Origin of the sequence: Rossellomorea sp. DA94 (assembly GCF_029834455.1) — a bacterium.
GTDB classification, from domain to species: domain Bacteria; phylum Bacillota; class Bacilli; order Bacillales; family Bacillaceae_B; genus Rossellomorea; species Rossellomorea vietnamensis.
Genome location: NZ_CP122397.1, coordinates 4,404,564 through 4,416,606 on the forward strand (window position 1 = coordinate 4,404,564; position 12,043 = coordinate 4,416,606).

Below are 12,043 nucleotides of genomic sequence, written 5' to 3' on the forward strand. Positions count from 1 at the left end.
TGAAGTATGCGAGACCACTAAAATGGTCACAACCACTATCAGTGAAAAAATAAAGATACCATTCTTTTTCAACACGTCTTTCCACAAACCTTTTTATTTTCATTGTACAACAGATAAAAAGATCGCGAAAACCCCCTTTCCTATACATACTCCTCACCCACCAACAAATACTATCCCTACACTAAAGAAAAGGAGCCCGAATCCACCATGAAAACAATCAAACAGCTAACCATCCTTCTATCACTCCTTACCCTTACCCTAACCCTGCCCACCCCCTCCACAACCGCAGCCACACCACCCCACAAAAACGTCATCCTCATGATCATGGACGGCACCAACTCCGACATCCTCACCCTGTCCCGCTGGTATCGAGGGACGGACCTCAAGCTCGATACGATTCTGAGAGGCGGTGTCCGGACCTATTCCGCCCAGTCCGCCATCACCGATTCCGCTGCAGCAGGTTCCGCCATGGCGACAGGTGTGAAAACGAAAGCGGATTATATAGGAATGAACCCCGACAGGCGGCCCGTTCTGACCGTCCTGGAAGGCGCCAAGCTGTCCGGCTACAAGACCGGCATCGTCTCCACCTCCCCCATCCAGCACGCCACCCCTGCTGCGTTCACGTCCCATGTCTTGAACCGGGATGAATTCGGGGATATCGGTGAACAGCAGGTGTACCAAGGGCTGGATGTCGTACTGGGCGGAGGCGGAGCATGGCTAAAGCCTCAAACCAAGGAGCCCACCAAAGACGATGACGGCATGCTGAAAACAAAGCAGGTCAGCCGTGAAGACGGAGAAAACCTCTATAAAGAGATCCATTCTTCCGGATATGAGTTGGTTCAGAAGAGGGACGGACTTCTAAGGGGATCGGCCTCACCTAAGCTATGGGGCGTGTTTGCTGACGAGGATATCTCTTATGAATTGGACCGTTCTCAGCTGAATCCTGATGAACCTTCCCTTGCAGAGATGACCCGTGCAGCCATTGGCAGGCTTTCTCAAAGTGAAAAGGGATTCTTCCTCATGGTCGAAGGCAGCAAGGTGGACTGGGCCGCTCATAAGAACGACCCGGTCGGGATGATCAGTGAGGTATTGAGCTTTGACGATGCAGTCAGTGAAGCCCTTGATTTTGCCCGTAAGGACGGGAACACCATGGTGGTTGCCGTGACGGATCATGGAAACAGCGGACTGACAATTGGAAATCATGGGACAAACGGTGATTATAAAAGCCTGCCTGCCGATCGATTCATCAAACCGTTGAAGAAAGCCAGGCTTACCGTCAAGGGGGCCACCTCCCAGTTGAGGAAGGATCGATCGAATTTAAAAGAGGTTCTTTCAAGCTATGGGTTGGGTGACCTGAGCGAGAAGGAATTTGGCGCGATGGAAGCCGCAAAGGGCGTGGACGATCTTGAAACTGAGATGGTGAAACTGATGGCGAAGCGGGCACATCTCGGCTTCACCACCCACGGTCATACCGGTGAAGACGTTTTTTTATACTCATATGGACCAGATAAGCCGGTTGGACTGATCGAAAACACCGACATCCCACGGGTGATCTCTGATTATATGGGATTTTCACTGGATACCGGTCCGCTCGCCTCCTGGTATGTGGGTGGGATGACATACTATCGGGAACGAGGGTATGAGGTAACGGTGGAGGGACGGACCTCTAAAAACCCTGTGATGGTGGCGAAACGTGATGGCCAGGTGCTCCGTTTTCCGGAAAATAAGGATTTTTATTGGAGAAATGATGAAAAAGTGGGGTTGAAGAGCGTGAATGTGTTTGATGGGGAGCGGTTTTATGTGCATGTGGAGGAGTAGGGGGATTGGGAAGGTTTTGCAGGGGATCTTCATCCTACTAAAAATATTATAAACCGTCCCCTCCACTGCGGTGCCAGGCACCAAACCCACCTCCCCTCCCACACGATTCGACAAACCCCACAGCCCCTCCTCACCACTTCCCCCACCCCATGTTCCTTTTCCCCCTCCTTTTGCGTTATAATAAAAGAATGCGATTTTATAGATTGGAGAGGTTGGTTGATGTCGATTCGTATTCAGGAGTTGAAGGATAAGTTACTTCCCATGAGTCAGTCGATACAGGGTGAACTGGACCCGAATCAGGACGAGAGCAAGAATGTCGTGTCGAAGGGCCTTCTTTTGTTCCGTCAGAATCTGGTTTCGAACGTGAAGGTCCGGGATGATGAAGTGTCGGCGGAGGTGCAGGATGTGACGCCTGTAACCTTGGAGCTGAACTTATTGTTCCCCCTTTTAAGCAAGTGCTCATGTCCTAAAGGTAGTTGGTGCCGGCATCAAATGGCGACCTTTTTTATGCTCTATAACAAAGTGGGACGGGTCAGTGAGTGGATCCAGAATTGGCGGAGTCAGTCACAGCCTGCCACTCCGGAAGCACAATCACTGGATGCTTTAATGAAAAAGCACGGTGCCTTAAAGAAGGCGAGCGATCTATTGAACGAACGGAAAACACGCGGGAACACCCCTCTGGAATGGTGGCAGTTCTTTGACTCCCTTCTGAAAAAGGAAGACCTGGAGTTACTTGAAAGACAGCCCTATTTAATGGACGTCCTCGTGCAGAATATAACGAAGCGATTTATGAAGGAAGCTCCTTTCGAACGGGAATGGAAGCCTCTTTATCAGCTGTATGCGACTTTTTACCTCTCGATTAAAATCGACCTTTTTCTACAAAAACGGAATGTCGAGCTGAGTCGTGAGCAGTACAGCATGTATGATTTCCTGTTAGGTGAAATGGAAGATGCCGTGGAGAAGCTGTCGATCCATGCCATGCCGTTCAGCTTCGATCCGTATATTGCTTTTTTGAAAAAGCAGACGATCGAGATGAGCGATTCCACGGAGAACAGCACGATGATGAAGGCCGAGGTGTACCGCTTCCTATGGTACTACTTGTTCAAACAGAAATCGTGGCGCCGCGAAGAAGTGACGCGATTGGAAGAGCAGGATAAGCAGGATCCGACATTCTTCAACGTCGCCCTCCTTCATCAATACCTACTCCTTGAGGATTTGAATAAAGCAAGTGAAATCGTCGATGAACTTGGAACAGAACTTGTCGCTTACAGTGAGTTCTGGCTCCGTAAATTTTTCGTTGGGAAGCGTTACGAAGTCGGCTTTTTCCTGGTCCGGAATATCCTGTCCCGGATGCCGGATCATCTCGAGACCCTTGATTATTATGAAGCGACCCGGTTCGTCCGCTGGTTCGTGCGGATTTTGCCGATGGATTGGCTGATGGAAAAGGACAGCACGCTAGTGAACGAGCTGCTCCTCTCCATGCTTCCGTACAGCTTTTTCTCATACAACGAATATCTCATCACGGCGAAGGCTTACCGTGAATGGGTCGAGTTGCAGAAATATATGAACTACAGCATTGGTGAAATGGAAGGCATGGGGCTCCGTGATGTCACGAAGGAAGCACCCGAGCTTGCCCTGCCCATCTATTACGCCGGTGTCATCACAGCGATCGACCAGAAGAACCGCGACAGCTACAAGCTTGCGGTCCGTTATATGAAGAAGATCAGGACCATCTATAAAAAAACGAAGAAAACCGATAAGTGGGATGTGTATCTCACCTATATTCTGGAGAAATATAAGCGTTTGCGCGCGTTCCAAGAAGAGTGCAGAAAGGGTAAGTTAATCGATGCTTAAACTGTCTTCCGTCAAAATCAATGTCCATACAACTGAATATGAAGACCGTTTCTTCATTACTGCGGAAAACGACGAAGGCGAACTCCTTCCCCCGAAAGACTGGAAGGGTCAGCTGTTTCTTTGGCATGAAGAAAGCTACTACGGCACTCTGCTTGAGGAAGCGGATGGCGGGATCCCCGTCACCCAGTGGCAGTTCCTGACCCTTCTTGCCGGCGAGCACTTCAGCGGCATGATCCAGTGGGACTGGGATGAAGCAGGCCAGGCATGCATTGCGATTGCCCCGGTGATCTATGAGGCCGTCGAAGCCGGACGCTGGCTGCCGCGCTTTGAAGAATGGCAGGAAAAAGGACTGCAGTTTCACATCCCCGATGAAGTATGGTCGAACTTTAACGATGAATTCTGGGAAGAAGAGCTCCCCCATGGAGGTCCGTCCCTAAAACATTTAACGGAATCTTGGTTTCAGGGTGCGTTGAATGAGGCGATGGCGTCGGGTGGTTCGAGTGCGATGAAGCGGATCCAGAAGCTGAAGGAGAGTACGCTGACGTCTGAAGAGCTCGATGCTTATTTTGATGAAAGACGTTGGAGTGAATGGATCGCGGGCGGCGACGAAGAACTGCCGTTTTCAATCGGACTACGGATCACGGAACCCCTTGACGAGGATGAATCATGGGAGCTTGAAACGATTTTACGGGACCGCAAGAAACAGAACCGGATCATATCCCTTGCTGAAGACACGGTCCCTCCCTCCTGGAAAAAACACCTCCCGGACGTATCGGAAGAACAGGAACGCTGGATGAAGATGCTGCCGATCCTCCGCGACACGGATGGCTCACTCCGGACGGCTCTCGGTGAGCATGACGCCTGGGATTTCTTATCCGTGCTCAGTGAGAAATTGATCGATCTCGACATCGAGATCCTCCTCCCATCCTGGTGGGAAGCGATGAAGGATGCCCAGGTTCTCGTAAAAGCCAAGCTGAAAAATACGGATACGAGCTATCGTAAATCCTTTGTTGGACTGAATGCCATGCTCGATTTCGACTGGCGCCTATCCATGAACGGTGTCAATCTTTCTGAGGATGATTTCAATCAGCTCGTCGACGATCAGCGCCGGTTGGTCAAAATCCGTGGTCAGTGGATGAAGCTCGATCCTGCCATGATTCGCCGGATTCAACAGATGATGACGAAAGCCAAGCAGGAAGGAATTTCGATCCAGGATATGCTCGAACAGGAGCTTGTCCCCCGTGACGGCGATGAGTCGGAAGTGGATCCCGATGACGATGAGCATGATCCTTACAAATACGCCAGGATCCAGCTTGAGCTCAACCGTTCCATGAAAAAAATGGTTCATCAGCTGACGAATGTGTCGTCGATTCCGCTGACGGAAACGCCACAATCATTTATCGGCGAACTCCGCCCCTACCAGCAGCTGGGGATGAGTTGGATGCTCTTTTTACGGAAGTTTGGCTTTGGCGCCTGTCTTGCCGATGACATGGGACTCGGAAAAACGGTTCAGCTGATCACCTATCTGCAGCATGTGAAGGAAACCGAGAAACCGGAAACCCCTTCCCTGATCGTTGCCCCTACCTCCGTTCTCGGAAACTGGCAGCGTGAGTTGGAGAAGTTCGCACCGGACTTGAAGGTTCATCTTCATTACGGGCCGACTCGTGCGAAGGGTGAGCATTTTGCGGCTGCCATCAAGGACGTCGATGTTGTGCTCACCTCTTACGGTTTGTCCCATATCGATTATGACGAGCTATCACTCGTCGAATGGACATCGATTTCCCTTGATGAAGCCCAAAATATCAAAAACGCCAATACGAAGCAGTCCCGTGCGATCCGCAAGCTGAGAGGCAAGCATCATATTGCGCTCACCGGGACCCCGATGGAAAACCGTCTCTCGGAACTGTGGTCGATCTTTGATTTCCTGAACCACGGCTATCTCGGTGGGTTCACCCAGTACCAGAAACATTACATCGCTCCCATTGAAAAAGATGAGAACGAAGAAAAAGTCAAGGAGCTTCAGGCGAAAATCAAGCCATTCTTACTGCGCCGTACGAAGAAAGACCCTGAAGTCGAATTGAATCTGCCTGAAAAACTCGAGCAGAAAGAATATTGTCATCTCACTGCCGAGCAGGCTGCCCTGTATGAGCAGCTCGTGAAGGACACGCTCGCTAAAATCGAAACACTAAGCGGATTTGAGCGCAAAGGATTGATCCTGCAAATGCTCAACCAGCTGAAGCAGCTATGTAACCACCCTGCTCTTTATTTAAAAGAACCGGATCCAAAATCGATCCTCTCCCGCTCTGAAAAAATGCAGAAGCTGAAGGACATCGTGGAAACCGCTCTCGAATCCGGAGAAGCCTGCCTCATTTTCACCCAGTATATCTCTATGGGCGAGATGATCCAGGAAGTGATGAAGGAAGAATTCGATGTGAAGGTCCCATTTCTGAACGGAAGCACGGCCAAAGGGAAACGGGATGAACTCGTCGAGAAATTCCAGAACGGCGAATTCCCTGTCTTCCTTCTGTCACTGAAAGCCGGTGGTACCGGTCTGAACCTGACCGCTGCCAACCACGTCGTCCACTACGATCGCTGGTGGAACCCGGCCGTCGAAAACCAGGCCACCGACCGTGCCTACCGGATTGGGCAGAAACGCTTCGTGCACGTGCACAAGCTCGTATCATCCGGTACGTTAGAAGAAAAGATCGATGCTATGCTGATGAAGAAGCAGGCTCTGAACGACGAAATCATCCGCAGCGATCAGTGGGTGACGGAATTGTCAGATCAGGATTTGGAATCGTTGTTGGTGTTGGAATAGAATTGATGAGCCTCTTTCCTTTTTGAGGGAAAGGGGTTTTTTGTTGGCTATCCACTTTCAAATGGATTAATTTGGAAAAATACGCAATAAGTGAAATAATGACGCAATTACCATGGAAATGACGCAATTAAGTTGATAATGACGCAATCTCTCAAGAAAATGACGCAATTAATATCATAGCGAACCTCTCCACACTCATGCAGCTCAATTTTCTTATTAAATAAATGCCTAAAACCTGTTCAAATAAGGGATTCCCTCTCCCTGCTTCCTAGTTTCTCTCAAATCCTATCATTTCACGCCAAAAGCTGTACAAACCCACCTCCTCTATTAACCCAAAAGATATAATCCTTCTTTTTTACAAATATATTTGTAAAAATTAAAACAAAAAAACACCAGCCTCCCCTCAAGGAAACCGGCTCAATATGAAGACAAAAAGGGGAATAGTTCACTTTCACTTACCGCTACACATGTTTATGTCTAATGAGGCAAATCTGGGGCATCTTGCGGGTGACCATTGGACTTTGAGACATTGCTTATAGGTTGGTTGGATTGCTGCTTATGGAAAGAAATCTGGTTGAGGGTTAAACAAGATCAAGATGAGGTTTTTAAAACCGGGTTCGGATATTCATATCCTTGTTCAAGGGCGGTTACCCGCTGAGATAAGTAGAAGTTTTCGACATTGACTCTTGCTACTTTTTTAATGAGGTCTTCCGTCATTTTTTCCAGTCGATCGACTCTTTGTTCAAGTTCTTGCAGTGTGGCCACAACTCCATCTCCCTCCTGAAAATATTAGAACGGCAACTCGATTGGTTCCTTCTTGCTTGGTTCAGGTGTCACTGGGGACCCCTGCTTACTGTCCAGGAACCGGATGTTTTCAGCGACGACTTCTGTGATATACGTGCGCTTTCCTTGATCGTTTTCAAAGTAACGTGTCTGGATACGTCCCGTCACCCCGACGACGGAACCCTTCCTGCAGTATTTCTCCGTATTTTCCGCTGCACGGTTCCATATCGTACAGAGTACAAAGTCGGCATCGATCTGACCTTGCTGGTTTTTGTATGGCCGGTTCACGGCAATCGTCACGCTAAGTACTGATTTTCCTTCCATCGTTTTTCTCGCTTCAGGGTCTTTCGTCAGTCTTCCCACCAGGGTCACTTGGTTGATCACTTGGGTTCATTTCCTCCTTTCTGTTAAGGTGTACTCATCTTACCTCCGAACTGCAACTCTTGTAAAATCGTGAATTTCCGAAATTCGAGGCAAAATCGGCTTGAATTTCGGAAATTCACTTAGGGAGATTTTCCTCTTTTTCATCAAAATCATGCTTAAAAACACAAAATTGCATCTTTCGTCATTTTTTTCATCGGTAAATGTATTAGGGAAAACAAATCGGCCTGTGATATAATTTGATAAAACCTTTAAATGGGAGATGTTCGTTCATGAAAACCTTTAAAGTGATTTCCCTTCAAGTAGTGGAAGACGAGGAACTGCATGATTTTGAGCTTGTGGACGGTCTGATCATCAACAAAGAAGACGGTCAGAAAACATGGCTTGTCGAAACATATATGTCGAATGAATACATCGAATTTTTCCAAAAGGCTCAGCAAAGGAAAGACGATTTGGAAATCCAGGTCGTGATTTCCCATGCAGCCAATGATCCCGCTGCCTTCATGACATCCATCCGTTGCATTAAGGAAATGGATGAACATATAAGCATCATGTTTGAAGGAAAATTGAAAAAACAGCGGAATGAATATGCAGAGATCCTTCTTGATGACCTGGTGCAAAAAGGGTATTCCGGGGATGAACTGGTTCGTGAATTCCGCAAGAAGATGGTATCTAAGCCAAGAATCCCGGCAACGGCAAAGCCGAGCGTTTAATTATACGAGAATATGTAATTTCCTGTCGAAATATTTATGATATAATTATAGTTAATATTGTAGCTTCAAACATGAAGTTCTTAGGTAGGTGTCCATAATGATTGGAGAGAGAGTTAAGAAATACAGACAAGAAAAAAGGATGTCCATGACGGAGCTCGCCGAAAAAGCAGGCGTAGCGAAGTCTTATTTGAGTTCGATTGAACGTAACCTTCAACAAAACCCTTCCATTCAGTTTCTTGAAAAAGTATCCGCGGCTTTAGGAATTCCCATGGATGCTCTCCTATACGATCAGCCCGAGGATCAAAACATTGATCACGAGTGGATGAAGATTGCAGAAGAAGCGATGGACTCAGGAATTACCAAGGAACAGTTCCGGGAGTTCATTGAATTTAATAAATGGAAATTAGGCAATAAATAAAGTCTTGCGAAACGTTCGCAAGACTTTATTTATATTACATCACTTTGTATCCGGCCTTTACTTCCTGGGATTGCATTTGTAAATATTCCCTGATTTGTTGCTTAGATATTCCTGCTTCCAAGGCTTCTTTGACTAGCTCAACCCATTCTTGGTCCAATTCTCTATTCCCCAAATTGTTTCCCTCCTAAAATACAGTAAACGTATTCCAGGCAATCCAGCCGCCATCGTATTAATATGTATTTTCAGATCACGTATGTAGTCTTTCAATATGTAGCCTTATCGGAAAGTGATTTACTATTAATACTTTAGACCTGTGACTTTGCGTCCCCATTTTTCAATGAGTTTGCCTTTTTCTGCCCTCACTCTTCAATCTTTTGATTATATCAATAGTACCATCTTTTTTCGAAATTTTTTGTCTTTTTAAAGAAAAAATTTACACTTTTTTCCTACAAGTGAATGCTTTATTCGACAATATCCTCGCTTATTACTAAATATGTTGTTGAATACTTAGAAATTATAAAAGTATTTGTCGAATTTTAAAGATATTTCTTATTCATATTCTTTTCATAAGCTTCTAACTTTTTTCGAAGCGGGATGAGATCACTATGACTTAAGTTGGGCGTATAAAGTGGCGCTTCAGTTATGTCATGACCACATGAAGGGCAAATCCAATTACCTATTTCAGTGCTGCTAAATGAAGAGCGAGTGCATCGATTGCAAACTTTTTTATACATTTATACACCTCACTAGTTTTATGATGGCTTTGTTCTTATTAATACTCACATTACGTTCTATATAATGAACTTTATAAGTTAACTATATAATAATTTCCAAAAAAATGAAAGCCCTGGTATTAATTTAGTTAAAAAAACAGAGACAACCCATAGTCGCCTCTGTCTTAACATCTTACTCGTCCTTATTATCCTTATCCTTCATATCAATATCATCTTCTACAGCGTCTTCTTCCGGAGTGTTATTATCCTTCGCTGCATCCTTATCACCTTGCTTGTTCTTGTCCTCTGACTCAGGGTAGTGCTCTTGATTCATATCACCGTTGTCGTTCATGTCGTTATTCTCATCCATGTTGTCGTTTTCTTCCACTGGTGATTCGTCTTCCGGAGGAGGCTCCTGGTTGGCGTTACATCCTACAAGAAGGAAAGCGGCAAGTGCAGATCCACCAAGGACCGATAGTAACTTTTTGCTCATGATGTATGGCTCCTTTCGATGTTGGTTAATGTAAGACCGTTACTTTGGTCTTTTGTTAGCTTTCCCGGAAAATGAATTAACTTGCATATGGAAACTTTTTCGAGTTAAAAAAACCGGGTTTGACGTGAAATATTCACGCCTAACCCGGTTTTCTATAGGGATCACTATTGTTTATCTCCAAGAGCGAACATCATCTCTAACTCACAAGCCACTTCACCATCAACGGTCGCGACACCTTTTCCTTTACCTATCGGTCCTTTAAAGCGGATCATCTCCACTTCAAGTCGGAGCTGGTCCCCGGGCTTCACCTGACGCTTGAAACGGCATTTGTCGATGCCTGTGAAGAACGCCAGACGTCCACGGTTATCCTCCACCTTCAGCATCGCTACAGCCCCGACCTGAGCCAGCGCCTCGACAATCAGCACACCCGGCATGACAGGGTAACCCGGAAAGTGACCATTGAAAAACTCCTCATTCGCCGTCACATTCTTGATCCCGATTGCCTTCTTGCCTTCTTCCACCTCTAAAATCCGATCCACCAGCAAAAACGGATAACGATGGGGAATAATCTCTTTAATCTCATTAATATCAAGCATGTATAATTCCTCCTACCAATATGTATGTACACCTTATTGTACAGAAATCTGGGTTGTAATAGCAACAGGAGGGGAGGGACGGACCTTGAAAACCCGCTGGATTCCTCGAGGGAATCCCTTTATATCAACGTTCTTCCTCCAAAAAGGGAGCAAATTCGAGGTCCGTCCAGCTCCACATCACAACGATAACCACATCAAAAAAAGGGAAGGACCTCGAATCACAAGCTCCATCCGCAACGAAACCCCGTTATAACAAGGTTCACTGCCGCAGAAGCCAACGATTTCGAGGTCCGTCCCTCAGAAATTATTTCTTCACTACGATATCAATGATATGCTGCCAGGTTTCTGCTTTGAAGACGTCGGCGGCGTTGCCGTTGCCGATGCCTGCGAAGCCGATGACGGCACCGAGTACGAGGCTTCCTGCAAGAAGAAGTATGAACAGGAGGATTCTGAGCCAGATGGGAAGCATGCGAACACGCACCCAGCGTGATGGCTTGGTTTCGTCCTTTTGCTTTGCCTTTTTTTCTGCTTTTACCGATTCTCTTGTCACTTTTTCTTGCAGTAGCTCTTTTTCACTCATAGCATTTACTCCTTTTAGCGTATCCCATTTACAAGGCCCATCATTTGATCTGCAAGGGAGATCGATCGCGCCTGGAATTGATATGATCGTTGGACACTGAGCATGTCCGTCATTTCTTTGCTGATATCCACGTTAGATCCTTCTAACGAATTCTGAACCATGGAAATATCCGTTCGTGCTCCACCGGTTACGTTGGTCACGACTTCATCTTCCGTGACGCCCAGTTGATCAAGGTTGTCTGCAAAGCCTAACAGATTACCGCCATACTGCTGAAGAAATTGTGATTTCTCAATGGTCACAACGCCTAGATTAAAGCGTTCTTCCCCGCCATTTGAATCCCTGACGGTCAGTACGCCATTGTCACCCAATTCAAAAGCAGCCGCATCCTCAGAAAACGTAATATAGTTATCATTCTCATCCAATACAGGAAGCCCGCTTCCGTTCACAAGCATCATTTCCCCGTTCCCGGTAGGACTCGCAGAGAATGCTCCGTCCCTCGTGTAGCGCACGGCACTCGAGTCCTCATCAGCCTCCAGCACCTTGAAGAACTGACGATCGTTGGTCAAAGCAAAGTCCAGAGAGCGGCCTGTCGCTTTCAACGACCCCTGATTCAAGATCAGCTGCGCCTGTGAAAGCTTGGCACCGTTTCCTTCCCGGACTCCAAGAGGGGTAAGTCTGCCTGCTTCAAACTTGTCTACGCTCTGATTTTTCACCTGTTGCACAAGCATCTCGGAGAACGTTGCATCCCGGCGCTTGTACCCGTTTGTATCTGCGTTCGAAAGATTGTGACCAATCATATCCATTTGTTTCTGCAATTGGCCTAATGTGTTGGTTGCTGTAATCATCGTCCGATTCATGACACGTTCTCCCCTATTA

Annotated in this window: 12 protein-coding genes and 1 riboswitch; of the genes, 5 read left to right on the forward strand and 7 right to left on the reverse strand. The window is 46.8% G+C overall.

Annotation, left to right across the window (positions count from 1 at the left end):
* Positions 1-207: 207 nt before the first annotated feature.
* The 3 genes from P8596_RS22685 to P8596_RS22695 all read left to right on the forward strand — a co-directional run bounded on the left by P8596_RS22685 (position 208) and on the right by P8596_RS22695 (position 6,490).
* Positions 208-1,818: an alkaline phosphatase gene (locus P8596_RS22685; protein WP_279725305.1), complete on the forward strand. Its 1,611-nt coding sequence runs from the start codon at positions 208-210 to the stop codon at positions 1,816-1,818.
* A gap of 219 nt (positions 1,819-2,037) precedes the next feature.
* Complete coding sequence (locus P8596_RS22690) at positions 2,038-3,672, forward strand: hypothetical protein (protein WP_279725306.1); 1,635 nt, start codon at positions 2,038-2,040, stop codon at positions 3,670-3,672.
* Entirely contained in the window at positions 3,665-6,490 is a 2,826-nt protein-coding gene (locus P8596_RS22695; protein WP_279725308.1) for a DEAD/DEAH box helicase, read from the forward strand. The genes P8596_RS22690 and P8596_RS22695 overlap by 8 nt, the downstream gene beginning before the upstream one ends.
* Positions 6,491-7,081: 591 nt before the next feature.
* On the opposite strand, the gene P8596_RS22700 is transcribed toward P8596_RS22695, so the two are convergent.
* Together P8596_RS22700 and P8596_RS22705 are read right to left on the reverse strand one after the other, a co-directional pair.
* Entirely contained in the window at positions 7,082-7,255 is a 174-nt protein-coding gene (locus P8596_RS22700) for a hypothetical protein (protein WP_156477277.1), read from the reverse strand.
* 24 nt (positions 7,256-7,279) lie between these two features.
* The gene (locus P8596_RS22705) at positions 7,280-7,657 is read right to left on the reverse strand and encodes a single-stranded DNA-binding protein (RefSeq protein ID WP_224522570.1); all 378 of its coding nucleotides are present in this window, start codon (positions 7,655-7,657) and stop codon (positions 7,280-7,282) included.
* Between the two features lie 269 nt (positions 7,658-7,926).
* On the opposite strand from P8596_RS22705, the gene P8596_RS22710 reads away from it, so the two are divergent.
* Positions 7,927-8,367, forward strand: coding sequence for a YwpF-like family protein (locus P8596_RS22710; protein ID WP_279725310.1), 441 nt, complete (start codon positions 7,927-7,929; stop codon positions 8,365-8,367).
* A 97-nt stretch (positions 8,368-8,464) separates the two neighbouring features.
* A complete protein-coding gene (locus tag P8596_RS22715) occupies positions 8,465-8,785 on the forward strand; it encodes a helix-turn-helix domain-containing protein (protein ID WP_034765209.1) in 321 nt (106 codons plus the stop codon).
* 34 nt (positions 8,786-8,819) lie between these two features.
* On the opposite strand, the gene P8596_RS22720 is transcribed toward P8596_RS22715, so the two are convergent.
* From P8596_RS22720 to P8596_RS22740, 5 genes are all read right to left on the reverse strand, one after another.
* Positions 8,820-8,957: an anti-repressor SinI family protein gene (locus tag P8596_RS22720; protein WP_279725311.1), complete on the reverse strand. Its 138-nt coding sequence runs from the start codon at positions 8,955-8,957 to the stop codon at positions 8,820-8,822.
* 33 nt (positions 8,958-8,990) lie between these two features.
* A riboswitch (cyclic di-GMP riboswitch) is annotated at positions 8,991-9,143 on the reverse strand.
* A gap of 548 nt (positions 9,144-9,691) precedes the next feature.
* Entirely contained in the window at positions 9,692-9,991 is a 300-nt protein-coding gene (locus tag P8596_RS22725; protein WP_279725313.1) for a hypothetical protein, read from the reverse strand.
* A gap of 164 nt (positions 9,992-10,155) precedes the next feature.
* Entirely contained in the window at positions 10,156-10,587 is a 432-nt protein-coding gene (gene fabZ, locus P8596_RS22730; RefSeq protein WP_279725315.1) for a 3-hydroxyacyl-ACP dehydratase FabZ, read from the reverse strand.
* Positions 10,588-10,891: 304 nt separating this feature from the next.
* Positions 10,892-11,167: a DNA-directed RNA polymerase subunit beta gene (locus tag P8596_RS22735; protein ID WP_279725317.1), complete on the reverse strand. Its 276-nt coding sequence runs from the start codon at positions 11,165-11,167 to the stop codon at positions 10,892-10,894.
* 14 nt (positions 11,168-11,181) lie between these two features.
* Entirely contained in the window at positions 11,182-12,024 is an 843-nt protein-coding gene (locus P8596_RS22740; RefSeq protein ID WP_279725318.1) for a flagellar hook-basal body protein, read from the reverse strand.
* Positions 12,025-12,043 lie beyond the last annotated feature (19 nt).

Bases quoted from the DNA above. Each gene is read 5' to 3' on its own strand.
- P8596_RS22685 (WP_279725305.1), top strand. From the start codon at position 208: ATGAAAACAATCAAACAGCTAACCATCCTTCTATCACTCCTTACCCTT.
- P8596_RS22690 (WP_279725306.1), top strand. From the start codon at position 2,038: ATGTCGATTCGTATTCAGGAGTTGAAGGATAAGTTACTTCCCATGAGT.
- P8596_RS22695 (WP_279725308.1), top strand. From the start codon at position 3,665: ATGCTTAAACTGTCTTCCGTCAAAATCAATGTCCATACAACTGAATAT.
- P8596_RS22710 (WP_279725310.1), top strand. From the start codon at position 7,927: ATGAAAACCTTTAAAGTGATTTCCCTTCAAGTAGTGGAAGACGAGGAA.
- P8596_RS22715 (WP_034765209.1), top strand. From the start codon at position 8,465: ATGATTGGAGAGAGAGTTAAGAAATACAGACAAGAAAAAAGGATGTCC.
- P8596_RS22725 (WP_279725313.1), bottom strand. From the start codon at position 9,991: ATGAGCAAAAAGTTACTATCGGTCCTTGGTGGATCTGCACTTGCCGCT.
- fabZ (WP_279725315.1), bottom strand. From the start codon at position 10,587: ATGCTTGATATTAATGAGATTAAAGAGATTATTCCCCATCGTTATCCG.
- P8596_RS22735 (WP_279725317.1), bottom strand. From the start codon at position 11,167: ATGAGTGAAAAAGAGCTACTGCAAGAAAAAGTGACAAGAGAATCGGTA.
- P8596_RS22740 (WP_279725318.1), bottom strand. From the start codon at position 12,024: ATGAATCGGACGATGATTACAGCAACCAACACATTAGGCCAATTGCAG.